Here is a 19,844-nt window from a genome sequence, read left to right as displayed (position 1 = left end):
CTGGGCACTTCAAAAAAACCAGGAGTCACCGATGACCAGCCTTACCGTTTGCCCCGGCACCGCGACCAGCCCGCTGAACCTGCTGTCGGACTATGTACGGCGAATTCTCGCTGCCCCGGTATACGACCTGGCCATTGAAACCCCGCTGCAACCGGCGCGTGCCCTGTCGACGAGCCTGGGCAACCAGGTGCTGCTCAAGCGCGAAGACCTGCAACCGACCTTTTCCTTCAAGATCCGTGGCGCTTACACCCGCCTGAGCGCGCTCAGCCAGGCCCAGCGCGAGCGCGGCGTGATCACCGCATCGGCGGGCAACCATGCCCAGGGTGTGGCCCTGGCCGCGCGCGAGTTAGGTTTGCAGGCGACCATCGTTATGCCTACCACCACCCCGGAGCTGAAAGTTGAGGGCGTGCGCTCGCGCGGCGGCCATGTCGTGCTGCATGGCGACAGCTTCCCCCGCGCGCTGGCCCACGCCCTGCACCTGGCGCAGCGCGACGGTGCGACCTTCGTGCCACCGTTCGACGACCCGGACGTGATCGCCGGGCAGGGCACCGTGGCCATGGAAATCCTCCGCCAGCAGCCGGGCGCGCTGGACGCGATCTTCGTCCCGGTCGGCGGCGGCGGGCTGATCGCCGGGATCGCCGCCTACGTCAAATACCTGCGCCCGCAGGTCAAGGTGATCGGTGTCGAGCCGCACGACTCCAATTGCCTGCAGGCAGCCATGCAGGCCGGCGAGCGGGTGATCCTGCCGCAGGTCGGCAGTTTTGCCGAAGGGGTGGCGGTGGCGCAGATCGGCGCCCATTGCTTCGAGCTGTGCCGGCACTTTGTCGACGAGGTGATCACGGTCAGCAGCGACGAGCTGTGCGCGGCGATCAAGGACATCTACGACGATACCCGCTCAATCACCGAGCCGTCCGGGGCGCTGGCGGTGGCCGGGATCAAGAAGTACGTGGCCAGCCGCGGCGTGCAGGGGCAGACGCTGGTGGCCATCGACTCGGGGGCCAACGTCAACTTCGACCGCCTGCGTCACGTCGCCGAGCGCGCCGAGCTGGGCGAGCAGCGCGAAGCCATCGTCGCGGTGACCATCCCCGAGCAGCCAGGTAGTTTCCGCGCCTTTTGCCAGGCACTGGGGCGGCGGCAGATCACCGAGTTCAACTACCGCTATTACCCAGGCAAGGAGGCTCGGCTGTTCGTCGGTGTGCAGACCCACCCGCAGAACGATCCCCGCGCGCAATTACTGGAAAGCCTGGCCGGGCAGGGCTATGAAGTACTCGACCTGACCGACAACGAATTGGCCAAGCTGCATGTCCGCCACACGGTGGGTGGCCATGCCGGGCCTGCGGCCGACGAAGTGGTGATGCGCTTCGAGTTCCCCGAGCGGCCGGGGGCGTTGCTCGGCTTCCTGGAACGGCTGGGCCAGCGCTGGAACATCAGCCTGTTCCATTACCGCAACCATGGCGCGGCCGAGGCGCGGGTGTTTGCCGCGTTGCAGGTGCCGGCGGCTGAGCGGGCCGACTTGCCGGCGGCACTGGCTGCCATGGGCTATCGCTACTGGGACGAGACCGACAACCCGGCCTACCGGCTGTTCCTCGGCTGAGCGCTCATTGCCCCAGATCAACACGCGGCAGGGCGTTGAGGCGGATCCTGCAGGCACTGAATGATTGCCTGAGGGATCCGCCATGAGCAGCACGTTCTTCATTCCTGCCGTCAATATCATGGGCATCGACTGCCTGAACGAAGCGCTGGAAGCGATAGTCGGCTACGGCTTTCGCAAGGCGCTGATTGTCACCGACGCCGGGCTGGCCAAGGCCGGTATCGCCGAACGCCTGGCCGAGCAACTGGCCGTACGCGATATCAATGCCGTGGTGTTCGATGGCGCCAAGCCCAACCCGAGCATTGCCAACGTCGAGCAGGGCCTGGCGCTGTTGCAGCGCGAGGGTTGCGACTGTGTCATCTCGCTGGGCGGCGGTTCGCCGCACGACTGTGCCAAGGGCATTGCCCTGTGCGCGACCAATGGTGGGCATATTCGCGATTACGAAGGCGTCGACCGTTCGGCCAAGCCGCAGTTGCCGCTGATTGCGATCAATACCACGGCGGGTACGGCCAGCGAAATGACCCGCTTCTGCATCATCACCGACGAAGCGCGGCACGTGAAAATGGCGATCGTCGACCGCAACGTCACGCCCTTGTTGTCGGTGAACGACCCGGCGTTGATGGTCGGTATGCCAAAATCCTTGACGGCCGCCACCGGCATGGACGCCTTGACCCATGCGATCGAAGCCTATGTGTCGACGGCGGCTACGCCGATTACCGACGCCTGTGCGATCAAGGCTATCGAGTTGATCAGCGCCAACCTGCGCCAGGCCGTGGCCGATGGCGCAGACTTGCAGGCGCGGGAGAACATGGCCTATGCGCAGTTCCTCGCGGGCATGGCGTTCAACAACGCCTCGCTGGGTTACGTGCATGCGATGGCGCACCAGTTGGGCGGTTTCTACGACCTGCCGCACGGGGTGTGCAACGCCGTGTTGCTGCCGCATGTACAGCGTTTCAACGCGGCGGTGAGTGCCGAGCGCTTGCGCGATGTGGCCAAGGCGCTGGGGGTCGAAGTGGCGGGGTTGAGCGCGCAGGCGGGCAGTGCAGCAGCGATCTATGCGATCGAGCAACTGAGCCGGGACATCGATATTCCGGCCGGGTTGGCGCTGCTCGGCGCACGTAAGGACGATGTGCCGACGCTGGCGGTGAATGCGCTGAAGGACGCCTGCGGCCTGACCAATCCGCGGACGGCGAGTCAGGCGGACATTGAAGCGATCTTTATTGCGGCGTTCTGATCGCCCCGTGGGTGCCGCGCCCTTGCCGGCGCGGCATTGGTCGGCCGCCGTTTGTCACGCCGTGAGCGTGGCCATGTCGATGACGAAGCGGTACTTCACGTCGCCAGCGATCATCCGGCTATAGGCCTGGTTGATCTCGCGGATGTCGAGCATTTCGATGTCGCAGGTAATCCCGTGCGTGGCGCAGAACTCCAGCACCTCCTGGGTTTCAGCGATGCCACCGATCAGCGAGCCGGCCAGCACCCGGCGCTTCATCACCAGGTTGGCCGCGTGCAGCGCCGGGTCGACGGGTTCGATCAGGCCGACCAGGATATGCACGCCGTCAAATGTCAGGGTTTCCAGGTACGGGTTGAGGTCGTGCTGCACCGGGATGGTGTCGAGCAGGAAGTCGAAGTGCCCGGCGACAGCCTGCATCTGCGCGGCGTCGGTCGACACCACGACGTGATCGGCACCCTGGCGGCGGGCTTCGTCGGCCTTGGCCGGCGAGCGGGTGAACAGGGTCACCTCGGCGCCCAGCGCCTTGGCGAACTTGATCCCCATGTGGCCCAGGCCACCCATGCCGAGGATGCCGACCCGGTCACCGGGCTTGATCCCATAGTGCTTGAGCGGCGAATAGGTGGTGATGCCGGCGCAGAGGATCGGCGCGGCGTTGGCCGGGTCCATGCCTACGGGGATGCGCACCACGAAGTGTTCGCTGACCACGATGCTGCTGGAGTAACCGCCCATGGTGTTGCTGCCGTCGACCCGGTCGGGGGTGGCGTAGGTCATGGTCGGGCCTTCCAGGCAATACTGCTCCAGGTTCGCAGCGCAGGCTTCGCAGTGTCGGCAGGAGTCGACCATGCAGCCCACGCCGACCAGGTCGCCGGCTTTGTAGCGGGTGACCTTGCTGCCGACCGCGGTGACCTTGCCGACGATTTCATGGCCGGGCATCAGTGGGTACACCGCGATGCCCCACTCGTTGCGCGCCTGGTGGATGTCGGAGTGGCAGACGCCGCAGTAGAGAATCTCGATGGCCACGTCGTCGGCCCGTGGGCTGCGGCGTTCGAAGCGCATGGGGGCGAGGGGAGTAGTGGCCGACTGGGCGGCATAACCGATGGCGGTGTACATGGCGAACCTCGCAAAGCACTGAAGAATGAAAGGCGTACATTCTCCAGCTGGAACGTTTCACTGGCCACCCGCATTTCTCCGGCTGTCATGCCTGATCCTCCGGACTTGGCCCGCCCGGAGTGCAATGCGCCGCAGATCTGCGATGATGCAAGTGTCTGATCCTCCGTCCTGGTTAGCCATGCAACTGACTTCCCATTCCGATGCCAATGCCAGCCTTTGTGCGCTGATTGCGCCGCTGGCGACCCGTCCGGGTTTCGTCGACACGCGCCTGCCGCAGGTGCAGGTACTGAGCTGGAGCCACTATGTGGCGAGCAGCCCGCAGATCTACGAGCCGAGCCTGATGATTCTCGCCCAGGGCAGCAAGCTGGCGCGGCTGGGACCGCGCACCCTGGAATATGGCGCCGGGCATTACCTGGTGCAGGCGCTATCGGTGCCGTTCATGTGCGAGACCTTTGCCACCGAGCAGGCGCCGTTGCTTGGCGTGTCGGTGGCCATCGACCGCATTGTGCTGGGCGAACTGGTGCAGGCGATGGGGGGAGCGGTCACGCCGCCAGTGAGCTGCAGACCCCGGAATCGATGACCTCGGCGGCGCTGGATGCACCGATGCGCGACAGTGTCGAGCGCTTGTTGCGCTGCCTGCACGATCCGCTCGACAGCCAGGTCATGGGCGCGGCGCGGGTGCGCGAGGTGCTGTATGTGGCGTTGCGCGGGCCGCAGGCTGGCGTGTTGCGGGCGCTGGTGGAACAGCAGGGCCACTTTGCGCGGATTGCCGCGTCGCTGAGTTACCTGCGCGAGCATTTTGCCGAACCGCTGAGTGTCGAGGCGCTGGCCGCCTGCGCGAACATGAGCGTGTCGACCTTCCATGAGCATTTCAAGCGCACCACCTTGCTGGCGCCGATGCAGTACCTCAAGCGCTTGCGCTTGCTCAAGGCGCAGCAGATGTTGATTGGCGAAGGGCTGGGGGTGGCGCAGGTGGCGCACCGGGTGGGCTACCAGAGCCCATCGCAGTTCAGCCGCGAGTACAAACGGCATTTTGCCCGCAGCCCGGGGGACGAGCCCGCGCCCACATTGCCCTGACTCAGGCTTGAGTCAGCTCAGGAAGCCACCGTCCACATTCAGCGCCACACCCGTGGTGTAGCTCGACGCATCGCTGGCCAGGTACAGCACGGCACCGGCCATTTCCTTCGGATCGGCCACGCGCTTGAGCGGAATCTGTTGCAGCGCGGTGTTGAGGATCGCCTCGTTCTTCACCAGCGCCGAGGCAAACTTGGTATCGGTCAGCCCCGGCAGCAGGGCATTGCAGCGGATGCCGAATGGCGCGCATTCCTTGGCGAACACCTTGGTCATGTTGATCACCGCCGCCTTGGTCACCGAGTAGATGCCCTGGAATACCCCCGGCGATACGCCGTTGATCGAGGCCACGTTGATGATGCTGCCGCCGCCGTGCTCACGCATCAGCTTGCCGGCTTCCACCGACATGAAGAAGTAACCGCGGATGTTCACGTCGACGGTTTTCTGGAACGCCCCCAGGTCGGTATCCAGCACATTGCAGAACTGCGGGTTGGTCGCCGCGTTATTGACCAGGATATCCAGGCGGCCGAACTGCTCGCGAATACCGGCAAACACCTGGGCAATCTGTTCCATCTCGCCGATATGACAGGCCACCGCAGTGGCCTTGCCGCCGGCCGCAATGATCGCGTCGGCAACGTGCTGACAGCCTTCCAGCTTGCGGCTGGAGACGATCACATGCGCGCCTTGCTGGGCCAGCAGGTGGGCAATGGCTTCGCCGATCCCGCGGCTGGCGCCGGAAACGAAGGCAATCTTGCCGTCGAGGTCGAACAGTTGGGTTTTGGACATGGGCGTTTTCCTTGTTGTAGTCGTCACAGGTCGGAGTTGGCGATGACGTGCAGGCTCATCTGCTCCAGCAACGTGTTCATATGGATGAATTGGGCGAAGCGTTTGTCCTGGGTCTGGCCGTGGTAGAAGCGGTAGTAGATCTGCTGAACGATACCGGCCAGGCGGAACAGGCCGTAGGTGTAATAGAAGTCGTAGTTGTCGATGGCAATGCCGGCGCGCTCGGCGTAGTAGTCGACGAACTGCCGACGGGTGAGCATGCCCGGCGCGTTGCTCGGCTGGCGCCGCATCAGTTGCACCGGGGCCGGGTCGCCGGCTTCGATCCAGTAGGCGAGGGTGTTGCCCAGGTCCATCAGCGGGTCGCCGAGGGTGGTCATTTCCCAGTCGAGCACGCCGATGATGCGCATCGGGTTATCGGCATCGAGGATCACGTTGTCGAAGCGGTAGTCGTTATGGATGATGCCCGGCCGCGGGTGGTCGGCCGGCTGCTTGTCGCGCAGCCAGGCAATGACCTTTTCCCAGCGTGGTGCATCTGGCGTCAACGCGGTGTCGTAGCGCTTGGCCCAGCCTTCGATCTGCCGCTGCACATAACCCTCGGGCTTGCCCAGGTCGGCCAGGTCGCAGGCGTGATAGTCGACCTGGTGCAGCTCGACCATGCGCTGGATGAAGCTCTTGCACAGTGCCTCGGTGCGCGCGGTATCCAGGCCCAGCTCGGGCGGCAGGTCGGCGCGCAGGATGATGCCCTTGACCCGGTCCATCACATAGAACTCGCCCCCGATCAGCGACTCGTCGGTGCAGTGCACGTAGGCCTTGGGACAGTACGGGAAGCCACGGTTGAGCTGGTTGAGGATGCGGAACTCGCGGCCCATGTCATGTGCCGACTTGGCCTTGTGCCCGAACGGCGGACGGCGTAGCACGAACTCGCGTTGCGGGTACTGCAGCAGGTAGGTCAGGTTCGAGGCGCCGCCGGGGAACTGGCTGATCGTCGGCGTACCGCTCAAGCCGGGAATGTGGGCCTTGAGGTAAGGGTCGATGAGGGCGACATCGAGTTCTTCGCCGGGGCGGACCTGGGTGGACTGGTCGGTGAGCGTCATGCTGATCCCTTATTCTGAAAGCTGATTACTATTGGCTAATCTAATTCTCACAACGGGGCCGGACAAGCGCCGCCCAGCCTTATAGGCGCGCGTGTTGCCGGTCGATCAACGTACCTGATGCCGGGTCAAACGCCAGGCGAAAAAAAACCGAAGCGGTTGCGCGCTTCGGTTTTGTTCGGCATCAGCGCAGGGCTCAGGCCGGGAACAGCTCGCTGAGTTTCATCGACAGCATCATGTCGCCTTCGACGCGCAGTTTGCCGCCCATGAAGGCTTGCATGCCGTCGGTTTCGCCGCTGACGATGCCTTTCAGGGTTTCGCTGTCCAGCACCAGGGTGCAGTTGGCGTCTGCGTTTTCACCTTCCTGCAGGTCGCAGGTGCCATCTTTGACGATCAGCGCGTACTGTTTGTCTTCGTCGGTGATGTTGAAGCCGAAGATCAGGTCCAGGCCGGCAGCGGCAGCTGGGTTGAACTTGGCTTTCATCGCTTGAACGGCATCGGCTACAGAAGTCATGGTGTATTCCTTGTTAAGTGATTGCAGCGACCGTTGCCAGTCGCGGTGGGCCGGGGCTCATCGATAGGTGACGAGCTCCGGCGCCCTCAGCAGCTGCACGTGGGCTTGGCTGTTGAAGGAAGCCAGGGTCACTTCGCTGCCGCGGAACTTCAGCACGCTGAGCGAAGTGTTGATGATCTGCCAGTTCAGCGCAAAGGCCTGGCTGGCGGTAATGCCGGTAATCAGGTGGAGCAGGGCAGCGATGGTGCCGCCGGAGGTAAAGATGGCGATGTTGTCGCCTTGGCCGGCCTGCTGCAGCACTCGCTGCAGGCCGCCGCTGACCCGCTCGACGAAGCTGTTCCAGCTTTCCAGGCCGTCGTGGGCGTATTCGCCGTCGTGCCACTGCTGGATCATCAGCGCGAACAGGCGCTGGAACTCGCTCCGGTTGTGTTGGGCATTGCGCAGCACATGCAGGGCTTCTGGCTCGTGCACCAGCAGGCTGGGGAGCAGGGCGCGGATGACCGCGTCGGCATCGAATTCGTTGAAGGCGGTATCGGTTTCCAGCGCCGGTGCGCCGGGCAGTTGCGCCAGGGTCAGGCGGGCGGTGTCCTGCTGGCGCCGCAGGTCGCCGGCCAGGCAGCGGTGCAGGCGCAGGCCGAGCTGGTTCAGGTGGTCGCCGAGGGCTTCGCTTTGACGCATGCCCAACGTCGAGAGGACGTCGTAGTCGTCCGCACCGAAGGAGGCCTGGCCATGTCGAATCAGGTAGATACTGCCCACGTCGTCCGCCTGCTTTGAAGGATCTGGCGAGGTTAGGTTGCCGCCCGCAGGCTGTCAACGAAAAAACATACAAGCGTTTGAAAAGAGCGTTTGAACGACGCTGCACGGGTGCCGTGCCTGGCTCGCCAAGCGCCGCAGTTGCTGAACCTGGCGTCTTTCTGTGACGAGTTGCCTGATCGGCTGACGGATCATGCCCAGCGAAATAGCCCCGTGACTGCGTATGACATAAGTGGAAAGACTGTCGTACCGCGCGTACCGGTGCATCGTTAGACAGGCTCGGAAATATGCCCGTAGAATGGCGGTTTCCGAGCCTCAATGGTGTTTTAAATGGAGTTTCTTGCAGAGTATGCGAGCTTCCTCGCCAAGACCGCGACGTTGGTCATCGCGATTCTGGTCGTGTTGTCGGCCATTGCCGGTTTGCGCAGCAAGGGTCGGCGTAAGGCCGGTGGGCAATTGCAGGTTACCCGCCTGAACGACTTCTATAAGGCATTGCGCGAGCGCCTGGAATCCAGCCTGCTCGACAAGGCGCAGCTCAAGGCCCTGCGCAAGCAGCAGGCCAAAAGCGAAAAACAGCTGAAGAAAACTCCCGAGGACAAACCCCGGGTGTTCGTCCTCGATTTCGATGGCGACATCAAGGCCTCGGCCACCGACAGCCTGCGCCATGAAATCACGGCCCTGCTGACCCTGGCCACCCCGCGCGACGAAGTGGTACTGCGCCTGGAAAGCGGCGGCGGTATGGTTCACAGCTATGGCCTGGCTGCCTCGCAACTGGCGCGTATTCGTCAGGCCGGGGTACCGCTGACCGTGTGCATCGACAAGGTCGCGGCCAGCGGCGGCTACATGATGGCCTGCATCGGCGAGCGCATCGTCAGTGCACCGTTCGCCGTGCTCGGCTCCATCGGCGTGGTCGCGCAGCTACCGAACGTCAACCGCCTGCTGAAAAAACACGACATCGATTTCGAAGTGCTCACCGCCGGCGAGTACAAGCGCACCCTCACCGTGTTCGGCGAGAACACCGACAAGGGCCGCGAGAAGTTCCAGGAAGACCTCGACGTTACCCATCAGTTGTTCAAGGACTTCGTCTCGCGCTACCGCCCGCAGTTGCACATCGATGATGTTGCGACTGGCGAAGTCTGGCTCGGCGTTGCCGCGCTGAACAAGCAATTGGTCGACGAGCTGAAAACCAGCGATGAGTACCTCGGCGAACGCGCCCGCGACTGCAACCTCTACCACCTGCATTACGCCGAGCGCAAAAGCTTGCAGGAGCGCGTCGGCCTGAGCGCGAGCGGCGCCCTCGAAAACACCCTGTTGGGCCTGTGGAGCCGGCTGAGCCGCTGGCGCTGAACAATAGGTAGTGCAGGCCTGGCTGGGTTGATCTGCTCGGAGGCACTCGCGGATTGATCCGTGCGCTCAGCAATATGTAGTCCATGCGCCGGGTTCGGGACGGGTCTGCTGTGGCTTTGCCCAGTACAGGAGACCCACCCATGCCGACCCCATCCCGTCCCGAAGCTCCCGGTCTGCACGGGCCGTTTATCCAGCAACAGCTGCCCGCGTGGCTCTGGCATGCAACGCCTGCCGATCTGGATCGGCTTGGCCGCAGTCTGTTCGTCGATCCCAGCTTTCTGGCAGGCAATGCCAACTGGTTCAATCAGGCTCCGGCCGGCGAGCGCGAGGCCTTCCTGGCGTACCTGCACCGCAGTCGCCGCACGGCCGCGATGCTGGCGCGAGCGCTCAAGGGGCTGCAGAGCGTCAGCGGGTTCTGTGAGCCGCTGCTGCGCAAGCGAATGGCGGACGACCTGAAGATCAAGCCGGACCTGCACCGCACGCAGTTCGTCGAGGTGCGCTACCAGAGCGTGGTGTTTGGCGCGATGCGGCAATTGGTGCCGCGTCAGCAAAGTCTATTGCAGGCGGCCTTGCAGAACTTTGCTGCGGACTGCGAATTCGAGGCCGGCACCGCGCTGGCACCGGAAGGCGCCTTCACCCTGGAACTGGTACCGGGCACCGAAGGCGGAGCGCCGCGTTTTCGTTACCGTTTCCTGGACAGACTGGCGATCGAACCGACGCGGTTTGCCAGGCTTTGCCACGACCTGGACCTGGGGGGGCGCTATCAACGTCATTTGACCGAGGTGTTCGAGACGCCGACGACCCGTGCCGGGATCCGCGCCGCGTCGGTGGCTACTTTTAAAGCCCAGTTCCGCGTGCACATCCAGCTTGCCTTGATGAAAAAAGACATCGAGGAATCCGTCCGCCAGACATTGCTGGAATTGCTCGAATCGCCGCAGCGGCCGCTTTATCGAGGTCGTCGGGTCCGAGTCAGCCGGCTGAAAATGTTCACGGCGCAACTGTTCGAACCCTTGTTCATCCGCTCCGAAGGCGATTCGGGCAAGGCGTTGTGCCTGCTCTATTTGCCGGGGGCACCGCGACAACCCCTCAAGCAGTACGCCACGGTCGAGGCATTGCACGCTGATCTGCTGCACAAATTGCGCTTCGGTGAGTATCGGGCGTTATTGCGGCGTTTTGTTCTGCAGGCCGATCAGGCCCATGTCTTTACCCGCCTGGAGGCGGCGCTGTATCACCTGGTCAAGGACCCGAACGGTATCTATGAGCAGCGCCCGGACCCCGACGGCAAGCTGTACCTGCGCGAGGTGCCAATCCATGGCGAGCTGTTCGGCCTGTTGCAGGACCAGCACCTGAGCAAGCTCAAACAGGACGCGCGCTTCCTGGCAGTCCCCAGTGCCGATGTCGACGAGCAGGCGCGCGAGCGGCGCCTGGCCTATTGGGAGGACATTGGCCTGAATGTGCTCAACACGCTGGCGTTCATGGTGCCGGCAGTGGGCGCGGTGATGTTGCTGGTGACCGCCGTGCAACTGCTCGATGACGTCGTGGAAGGCGTGCATGCCTGGGAGAACGGCGAGATCGACGAGCTGTGGGCGCATCTGCGCTCGATCGGCCTGAATGTAGCGCTGATGATCGGTTTTGGCGTAGCCGGTCGGGCGGCCGAGCCAATGCTCGCTTGCGAGCTGGTCGACGGGCTGGTCAAGGTGCGCTTGCCCAATGGCAATTTTCGTTTGTGGAAGCCGTCGCTCGGCAACTACGCCAGCGACGTCGATCTCGGCGCCGCTGTTGCCGATAGCCAGGGCGTGTACTGGCGGGGCACGTCGAGTTATGTGCGTATCGACGGGCGTACCTTCGAGGTGCATCGGGACGAGGCGGGCGGCTGGAGCCTGGGCCACCCCGAGTTTGCCGAGGCCTACCGGCCAGCGCTGCGGCACAATGGCCAAGGCGCCTGGCGCTTGCGCGACGAGAGCCCGCTGGACTGGAGCCGGCAGCAGTTGCTGCGGCGGATCGGCCCGCTGGCCGAGGGCGTGACGGATGAACTGCTGGAGGCGGCGGCGCAGATCAGTGGTTGCGGCGACGACCTGCTGCGCGAGATGCACCTGCACGGGCGGCGGGTGCCGCCATTGCTGCGCGACACGCTGGAGCGCCTGCGCCTGGAGCAGCGCCTGGACAATGCACTGAACGATCTGCGCAATGGCCATCCATTGCGGGCCGAAGTCACCCTCGGCGCTCGGCTCGCGGTGACCTTGCCGGGTTGGCCGCAACGGTTGTTGGCGGTGTCGCCTGGGGCTTTGGCGGAGGGACCGCCGCGTGTCTTCGGCCACCCCAGTTGGGCGGTCCGGCCAGCGATCCCGGTGTCGCTCAGGCAATTGACCGATAACCGTCTGGCCGAAGCGATTCTCGCCGCGCTCGACGAACCGGCCGTCCAGCGCCTGCTTGGCAGCCAGGTGCCGGCGTCGGCGCGGGCGCAGGTGTTGCGCGAACAGTTGGCCGAGCTGGGCGGCCGACAGCGCTCCAGCCTGCTCGACCAGTTACATGGTGCCGCTACGCCCACGCAGCCGGCCGATGTCCAGCGCCTGCAATCGATGTTCCCGCGGCTGAGCGCCGAGGCCGCACAGGAGTTGTTGGGCCAGGTGCCGCGCAGCGAACGCGAGGAACTGGCCCAAGGTCTGGCTGGACCGTCGTTGCGCTTGGCCGAAGCGGCCCGGTTGTGCCAGCGGCAGATCCGCCTGGGCCGGGCCATCGAGGGGCTGTATGCGCCGGGGCTGGAAAGCCAGGACAGTGCCTGCCTGGCCTTCGGCTTGCTCGAGCGCCTCCCTGGCTGGCCGCAGGCGTTTAGCCTGGAACTGCGCGAACTGACCCTGGAAGGCCCGCTGTTACAGCGCCTCGGCCCGTCGTCAGGCCCGTCGTCGACCGTGCTGCGTATCGGCCAGCGTTACCGGGTGTATGACGCCGAGGGCCAGGAGTTGGCCAGCGAGCGCTCAATCTACGACGCGATCCTCCAGGCCCTGCCGGAGTCTGCCGGCAGCGCCCTGGGGATGGCCCGGGATGCGTCGCAGGCGCTGCGTGTCGCACTGTACCGGCAGGCGTTGGCCGCGCGCGGGCAGGCGGCGAACCTGCTCGGCCTGCAGCCGGTGCGGCCGTGGTTCCGCTCGCCGTTGCAGCTGGCCGACGGGCGCAACGGTTACCCACTGGGCGGCGTCGGCAGCACGCTGTCGGGTAGCAACCGGCGCTTGCGCAACCTGTTTCCGACGCTGGATGCACAGGCGCTGGTAGCGCTGCGCGAATCGCTATTGCTGCGTTATGCCCGCCTCGGCGACGCCATCGCTGCGTTAGAGGAGGCCTGGCTGGAACTGGACGAGGACCTGCAGAGTTGGATCGAGCGCGGTGTCGACGCCATCGAGCGCGATTCGCGCCGAACCTTGGCCGCACGCGTGCTGCAAGCCTGGCGCCGGCGCAGCGGCGAGGGCTCGCAATTGCTCGACCTTTCCGATATACAGGTCAGCGAATTGCCGTCGCTGCAAACCCGCTTCGAGCATATCCACGACCTACGCCTGAACAACATGCAACTGGCTGAAGTCCCCGTGGGCTTTTTGCATCAGTTCGACCAGGTGCAGGTGCTGCGCCTGGCAAGTAACTGGCTGAGCGAAGTGCCGCAGGCGGTGTGTTGGATGAGGCGCCTGCGTGTGCTCGACCTGCAAAATAATCGCCTGTTGCACCGGCCTGCCATGTTCGAGACACTGCGCCTGCTGCGGCACCTGCGTAGCCTGGACCTGGCCGACAACACCCTGATGAGCCTGCCCGGCGAAGCCTTGCAGACGTTGTTGATGATGCCCGGCCTGCGCCGGCTGAACCTGAGTGGTAACTACCTGACCCTGGAAACAGGGGCCCTGGAGCTGCTGAGCGAGCTGTCGCTGGAGTCGCTGGAACTGGCCGACAACCTCATTCGCCTCGACCCGCCAAGGGCCGCGCTGTTCGCCCGCTATGGACAGTTGCAGCGCCTGGATCTGTCGGGAAACCCCTTGGGCCTGGCGCCGCAGGTTGACGGCTTACGGGCGCTGGAACGGTTGAACCTGGAGCGCTGCCTGCTCCGCGACTGGCCGTCGGGGGTGACCGCGCTGATGGAGCACAGCGAGCGCTTGCGCATCGTCGACCTGTCGTCCAATGGCATCACCCAGTTGCCCGAGCTGGGCACGACGCGCTTCGCCCAGCAATTGCTCGCCGATGAGACCGCCAGTTACCGTCTGCTGCTCGACCAGAACCCGTTGGACGCTGCGGCGTTCGGCCAACTCCAGCGCCTGCGTACGCACCCCCGCCGCGAAGGGCGCGGCATGCTCCTGACGACCTGGCTGCTGGGTGCCAGCCAGGCCCGGCGCAACCTCTGGAATGGCCTGTTCCATGGGCGCTCGAACCGGGCGTTGAAGGACATGCTCGAACGCATGCTCCTGTCCCAGGACATCCAGCGCCGCCCGGAGGCTGTCAGCGAGCGGATCTGGGCCCTGCTCGAAGCGGCAACGGCGCACACGCAATTGCGCGAAGAACTGCTGGCAATCGCCGAAGGTTTCCCGGTGACCTGCGGCGATGCCGGGGCCGAGGCGTTCAGTGAGCTGGAGCTGGCGAGCCTGGCGTTCCAGCAAGGCCTGGTGGCAGCCGACGTCGGAGCCCGGCACAGCGGTTTGTTGACGTTTTACAAGAAACTGTATCGGCGGGCACAGGTGCAGCGCCTGGCCGATCGGATCATCCTGCAGCGCTCGCTGCGCCGCCATGCGTTGCTCGAACAGCGCTTGCCGCTGCCGGCGCTCGACCCGCTGGACGATATCCCCGACCGGATTCTGTCGCGCTTCAGCGTCGACGACATCGAGATCCGTCTGGCCATGCGCCAAGATCTGGCACCGCGGCTGGACTTTCCCGAGCCCTCCAGCGGCATGCTCTATCGCGAAATCGCCCAGGTCTCGCCTGCGACGCTGGCGCGGGTGAAGAATGCCGTGCTCAAGAGCGAGACCGAGCGCAATCGGCGGGCCTGGATGGTCACTACCCCGGGTTGGCAGCGTTATCTCAAACAGCGCTTCGCCGCACAGTTCCAGGTTATCAGCGAATTCTGGGCCGAGGGCCTGGATTACCTCGACGATTGCCTGGGCATGGGCGAGCCCTCGGTGACTCGGCTCGACCGCAGCGTGCGCGAGCTGCTGAGCGGCGCGCTCCACGAGGACGTGCTCGACAGCAGTGGACGACTGCGGCATCCGACGTTGGACAACCAGCGCTATCTGCACGCCGTCAATGCCCTGCAGCAGGCCCATGAAAAGGCCGAAGAGGACCTTATGCTCAGCCTGACCCGCGTTGAGGAACTGGCGGGGTGAGCAATATGTAGTGCGTCGTTCGCTGGGCAAACGGGTCTTCTGTGTCCCCCACACCATAGGAGCTTTGCCATGTCGCTCTCGACATCCCCGCCAGCCGTACCCGCGCTGCCCGGCCTGCACGCAGCATTTATCCAGCAAGCCCTGCCTGGCTGGCTTGGCCACGCCAAGCCGCAAGACTTCGCGCGTCTGCACCAGGCCTGGCGCCCGCAGTATCAGTTCCCCGCGCACACCACCGAGCAGGCCAAGAATGATCTGGCCCGCTACCTGGCGCAGCGCCGCACCTCGGCGCTGGCGCTGGCTGGCGCGCTGAGCGACCTCAAAGGCATCGCCGCCTTCGCCGAGCCGCTGTTGAACGCGCGGCTCAAACGCGAGTTCGGCAGCACGCCGGATGTGAACCGGGTGGAGTTCGTGCAGATCCTGCGCGAGGGCATGCTGTTTGGCACGACGCTGCAAATTCGGCCGCGGCGCCAGAGCCTGCTCCAGGCGGCCTTGCAGAACTTTTCCGTAGACGCCGACATCGACCCGGCCAGCGGCCTGGCACCGGTCGATGCATTCGGCCTGGAGTTGCTGCCGGGTGCCGAGAACGCTTACCCGCGCTTTCGCTACGTGTATCGCGAGCGGCTGGATATCTCGCCGCTGCGTTTCGCCCGCGTCTGTCACGAACTCGACCTTGGCGGACGCTATCAGCAGCATCTGGCACAGGTCTACGAGGCCCCAGAGCGGCGCGCCGAGGTCGCCGCGCGGTGGGTCGCCGCCTACCAGGATCAATTGCGGGTATGCACCCAGGTGGCGGCCATGCGCGGCGAAATCAGCGCCTCGGCGCAGCAGATGCTGCTGGCGCTGGCCGCCGGCGAGCCGGCGCCACTGCTGCATGGCAAGCCGGTGCAGGTCAGCCAGTTACGCCTGTTCGAGGTGCCGCTGGCCGAGCTGTTGGTGATCAGCGCCGACCGTGTCGGCAGCGACCGCCTGGAGCCGGTGGTCGTCTACTTGCCGGATGCGCCGCTGTACCCGCTCAAGGAATACCCGTCGGTGCAGGCGGCCCGCGACGACCTGCGGATCAACCTGCGCCTGCCGGCTTTCCAGGCGCTGTTGCGCCGCTACCTGCCAGGCGCGCGCCATGAGCACGTGTTCGCCCGCCTGGACGCGGCGTTGTATCACAATGTGGAAGGTCGTGATGGTCTCTACGAGCGTCAGCCCAACCCGGACGATGCGTTGTACCTGCGTGAAGAACGGGTGAGCAGCGAGCTGTTCGCGCATGTGTATGCGCAGCACCTGGACAAGCTCAAGGCCGATGCGCGAGTGCTCGCCGTGCCCAGTGCCGAGGCCGACGAGCAGGCCAGCGAGGCGCGTCGGGCCTACTGGGACAGTATCGGTTTCAACCTGGTCAACGCGGCGGCGTTCGTCATACCGGCGCTCGGCGCGGTGATGGCGCTGGTAACCGCGGTGCAACTGGTACGTGAAGTGATCAGCGGTGTCGAGGCCTGGGAACATGGCGAACTTGATCAGGCCTGGGATCACCTCAGTTCGGTGGGGGTCAACCTGGCGCTGATGGCCGGCCTGAGCCAGACCGGGCACTCGGCGGTGCCGGTCAGCAGCAGCGAAGTGCTCGATGGCCTGATCAAGGTTGAGCTGCCCGATGGCCGCTCGCGCCTCTGGCGACCGAGCCTTGAGCCCTACCGGGTGGCGGTCGGGCTGGATCATCTGGAGGCCGATGCCTTGGGCCTGTACCGCGCGGGCGATGAGACCTATGTGCGCATCGACAAGCGTACCTATCAGGTCCGCGACGACGGCGCCGGACAATGGCGCATGGTGCACCCGAGCGATCCTGACGGTTATCAACCGCTGCTGGTCCACAACACTCGCGGCGCCTGGCGGTTGCAGGGGGAAAACCCATTGCGCTGGGAAGGGCTGACCTTGTGGCGGCGCCTGGGGCCTTGCGTCGAGGGCCTCAGCGACGAGGACTTGCGGCGCCTGGCACAGGCCACCGGCACCAGCGACGCTTGCCTGCGTCGCGTGCACCTGGACCGCGAGCCGCTGCCGGCGGCGTTGGAGGAAACCCTGCATCGTTGGCAACTGCACCGTCGGGTTGGCGAGTCGATTGCGCAGTTGCGGGTTGGTCAGGCATTGCCTGCGGGGCAGCACAGCCTGCCGCTGCAACTGCTGACGCAGATGCCAGCCTGGCCTGGGGACCTTTGCGTGCAGTTGCACGAGGATGGGCAAGTGTTGGGCGAGTGGGGTAATCGTGCTGCTCAGGCGCCGCGGCTGCTGCGCCTGAGCCCGGCGCAATTGGCCGATGGCAGTTACCGCCAACAGTTGCTGGGGTTGTTGAGCGACAACGAGCAGAAGGGCCTGATCGGCGCTTACCTGGAAAGCACAACCGAGGCGCGCGGCAGGCAATTGCAACAAGCGACGGGCCGTTTCGCCGCCGAGCATCCAGCACACGTCTTCGACCTGCTGCACGCCGCCGAGCCGCTACCCGATGTACCGGGGTTGAGCCCCCTGCGCCGCGACTTCCCCGGTTTGCCGTGGCGCCTGGGCAGGGCCCTGGTTGGGCGGGCCAACAGCCTGGAACTGGAACAGCTGCTGGCGACACCGCCACGGGTGCCGCTACGGCTGGCCGAGGAAGCCCGTTGGTTGCTGGAGGATGTGGCCCTGAACCAAGCTTGCGAGGGACTGTATTTTGCCTATCAGGAGAGCCCCGAGAGCCTGCGCCTGGCTCTCGGTCAATTGCAGCAGTTGGACGGCTGGAGCGCTTCGCTTGAGCTGCAAGTGCGCGAACTGAACTGGCGCGGTGCGCTGCTCGACAGCATTGGCGAAGCCGGCGCCACGAAGAAGTATCTGCTGCGCCGGGGCGCTGGTTATCAGGCGCTGGACGAGGCCGGTGACGAGCTGGGCGGGGTCGAGTCGCTCTATGCTGCGATCCTTCATGCCTTGCCCGACAGCGAGCGCGCAGCGCTGGGGCTCGCCATCGATCAGCCAGACGTGTTGCGCCAGCGGCTTGCCGAGGCGGCCTCGGCCGACCGTGTCGGTGCCCGCCGGCTATTGCGCCAGCGTCCACGCAATGCCTGGTTCAAGCCACCACTGCGGCTGGAGGACGGCCAGCTTGGCTACCCGCTCAGCGGGCGTGGCGATGGTGCGGCATTGCGTAGCCCGGCCTTGCTGGAGCGGGTACGTCTGCTTTACCCGGATCTGTCGTTGGCCGAGACCAATGCGCTGCTCGACGACAGCGGCGTAGAGGAAGCGCAACTCGGGCGCTGGCTGGAAGACAAACATCTGGAATTGAACACCTTGCTGGAAGGCCTGGACAACTGGGTCGACACCTTCAACTGGGAGCCGGACGGCCCGCAGCGTTCACGCTTGGTGCCGGCCGAGGCACGGCGTAATGCCGCGCAGATCATCGAGCGTTGCTGGCGCCGGCAGAGCGAGCGGGTGTTTGCTCGCGATGGACACGCTATCGGCTACCGGCTCGACTTGAGCAGCCAGCGTTTTGTCGAACTGCCACCGCTGGTGGGCGATTTCAGCCATGTCGGTGCGTTGCATTTGAACGATTGCGGGCTCACCGAGTTGCCGGCCCGGTTTCTGCAGGTATTCACTCGCCTGCGCTGGTTGAGCGTGGCACGCAATCGTCTGGACCGCGTGCCCGAAGCGTTGGCTGAACTCACGGGGCTCACCAAGCTGCTGTTGCCGGGCAATGCGATCGTGCTCGACGGCGATGGTATTGCCCGGCTGGCGCGCTTGCGCCAATTGAAAATCTTGCAGCTCGATTACAACCCGTTGGGGCAATTGCCGGACCTGTCTCGGTTTGAGGCGTTGCGCGGGCTGTTGCTGCGCCGGACCGGTCTGCGTGACTGGCCGGCGGGGGTGTTCGAACTGGCGCATGTGGAATGGCTCGACCTGCGCGACAACCTGATCAGCCACGTCCCGCCCCAGGTACTGGAGCCGATGCCAGCGCACGTCGAGGCCGTGACGCGGGTCAACCGGGCGACGTCGCTATCGGGCAATCCGCTCAACGAGGACAGCCTCGCGCGGCTCGGGCATTACTATGAGCGCACTGGCATTTCCCTGGGCGCCGGCCACGCTGGAGGTGCGCGGCGGGTGCCCGCCGTGGTCCCGGCGGACCAGGCGGTCGCCCTTTGGGTCGATGGCGATGCCGATGCGCTGCACCCGTTGCGTCGGGCGAAATGGCAGCAGTTGCACCAGGAGCCGGACAGTGCTGCGTTCTTTCACGTACTTGACGACTTGCGCCTTAGTGCCGACTTCCGGCGCGCATTGCCCGAGTTGCGCGCGCGGGTCTGGGCCGTTCTCGATGCGGCGGTGGAAGACACCGAACTGCGCGGGCAGTTGTTCGAGGCCGCGGCGAACCCGGATACCTGTTCCGACGGCGCTACGCTGATCTTCAGTCAATTGGAGGTGCTGGTGCTGGTACGTCAGGCCCTGGCCGCACCCAGTGTGGAGGGTACCGAGCGCAGCCTGCTGCAACTGGCACGTGGCCTGATGCGCCTGGAGCGGGTCGAGAGCATCGCCCTGTCCGATATCGCCAAACGTCGCCTGAGCGGCGAGTCGCCCGATGAGGTGGAAGTACGCTTGGCCTATCGCCTGGGCCTGGCCGAGGCGCTGGAACTGCCCGGTCAGGCGCAGCACATGAACTTTGCTGGCGTGGCCAGGGTGAGCAAGGCGCAACTGGATGCAGCCAAGGCGGCCGTGCTGGCGGCAGAAACCCCGGCGGCACTGAAGCAGACGTGCGTCGATCGGCCGTTCTGGGCGAGCTTCCTGAAGAAGCGTTTTGCCGAGCGATTCGAGCGGGTCGACAAACCCTATTACGCTCGCCTGGAGGCACTGGAGAAAGACAAGGAGGGGATGACCGATCAGGTCTTCAAGCAGCAGATCGAGCGGATCAATACGCGGCGGCGGGCGGAGGAGAGGCGCTTGCTGGAAAACCTGACGGTGGAGCTGTGGAACGCGCTACCGGGGCAGACGCTGAAGCTGGTGCCTTGAGCCGAGC

Annotated in this window: 10 protein-coding genes and 1 pseudogene; 6 read left to right on the top strand and 5 right to left on the bottom strand. The window is 65.0% G+C overall.

The genetic code is table 11. The features are described from left to right. Nucleotides 1-31 precede the first annotated feature (31 nt). Nucleotides 32-1,594: a threonine ammonia-lyase, biosynthetic gene (gene ilvA / locus DCO48_RS08240; RefSeq protein ID WP_116550105.1), complete on the top strand. Its 1,563-nt coding sequence runs from the start codon at nucleotides 32-34 to the stop codon at nucleotides 1,592-1,594. Between the two features lie 82 nt (nucleotides 1,595-1,676). Beyond that, complete coding sequence (gene yiaY, locus DCO48_RS08235) at nucleotides 1,677-2,825, top strand: L-threonine dehydrogenase (RefSeq protein ID WP_116550104.1); 1,149 nt, start codon at nucleotides 1,677-1,679, stop codon at nucleotides 2,823-2,825. Between the two features lie 54 nt (nucleotides 2,826-2,879). Here the strand turns inward: yiaY and DCO48_RS08230 are convergent, their stop codons facing one another. Further along, complete coding sequence (locus tag DCO48_RS08230) at nucleotides 2,880-3,932, bottom strand: NAD(P)-dependent alcohol dehydrogenase (RefSeq protein WP_116550103.1); 1,053 nt, start codon at nucleotides 3,930-3,932, stop codon at nucleotides 2,880-2,882. A gap of 178 nt (nucleotides 3,933-4,110) precedes the next feature. Here DCO48_RS08230 and DCO48_RS08225 point away from each other — a divergent pair. Further along, nucleotides 4,111-5,009 (top strand): annotated as a pseudogene (locus tag DCO48_RS08225) (AraC family transcriptional regulator N-terminal domain-containing protein). A gap of 12 nt (nucleotides 5,010-5,021) precedes the next feature. Here DCO48_RS08225 and DCO48_RS08220 read toward each other — a convergent pair. From DCO48_RS08220 to DCO48_RS08205, 4 genes are all read right to left on the bottom strand, one after another. Beyond that, nucleotides 5,022-5,789, bottom strand: a complete 768-nt coding sequence (locus tag DCO48_RS08220) for an SDR family oxidoreductase (RefSeq protein ID WP_116550102.1) — start codon at nucleotides 5,787-5,789, stop codon at nucleotides 5,022-5,024. A 23-nt stretch (nucleotides 5,790-5,812) separates the two neighbouring features. Then, a complete protein-coding gene (locus DCO48_RS08215; RefSeq protein ID WP_116550101.1) occupies nucleotides 5,813-6,880 on the bottom strand; it encodes a phosphotransferase family protein in 1,068 nt (355 codons plus the stop codon). A gap of 193 nt (nucleotides 6,881-7,073) precedes the next feature. Next, entirely contained in the window at nucleotides 7,074-7,391 is a 318-nt protein-coding gene (locus tag DCO48_RS08210) for an SCP2 sterol-binding domain-containing protein (RefSeq protein ID WP_116550100.1), read from the bottom strand. A gap of 57 nt (nucleotides 7,392-7,448) precedes the next feature. Then, nucleotides 7,449-8,147: a histidine phosphatase family protein gene (locus DCO48_RS08205; RefSeq protein ID WP_116550099.1), complete on the bottom strand. Its 699-nt coding sequence runs from the start codon at nucleotides 8,145-8,147 to the stop codon at nucleotides 7,449-7,451. A gap of 327 nt (nucleotides 8,148-8,474) precedes the next feature. On the opposite strand from DCO48_RS08205, the gene sohB reads away from it, so the two are divergent. The 3 genes from sohB (at nucleotide 8,475) to DCO48_RS08190 (ending at nucleotide 19,837) form a co-directional block, all read left to right on the top strand. Next, nucleotides 8,475-9,491, top strand: coding sequence for a protease SohB (gene sohB / locus DCO48_RS08200; protein WP_116550098.1), 1,017 nt, complete (start codon nucleotides 8,475-8,477; stop codon nucleotides 9,489-9,491). 140 nt (nucleotides 9,492-9,631) lie between these two features. Beyond that, on the top strand, nucleotides 9,632-14,842 hold the full coding sequence (locus DCO48_RS08195) for an NEL-type E3 ubiquitin ligase domain-containing protein (RefSeq protein WP_116550097.1): 5,211 nt from the start codon (nucleotides 9,632-9,634) through the stop codon (nucleotides 14,840-14,842). Between the two features lie 69 nt (nucleotides 14,843-14,911). Next, entirely contained in the window at nucleotides 14,912-19,837 is a 4,926-nt protein-coding gene (locus DCO48_RS08190; RefSeq protein WP_116550096.1) for an NEL-type E3 ubiquitin ligase domain-containing protein, read from the top strand. Nucleotides 19,838-19,844 lie beyond the last annotated feature (7 nt).

Origin of the sequence: Pseudomonas sp. SDI, from assembly GCF_003105155.1 — a bacterium.
GTDB lineage: Bacteria > Pseudomonadota > Gammaproteobacteria > Pseudomonadales > Pseudomonadaceae > Aquipseudomonas.
This window is presented reverse-complemented; position numbering and strand designations above follow the sequence as displayed.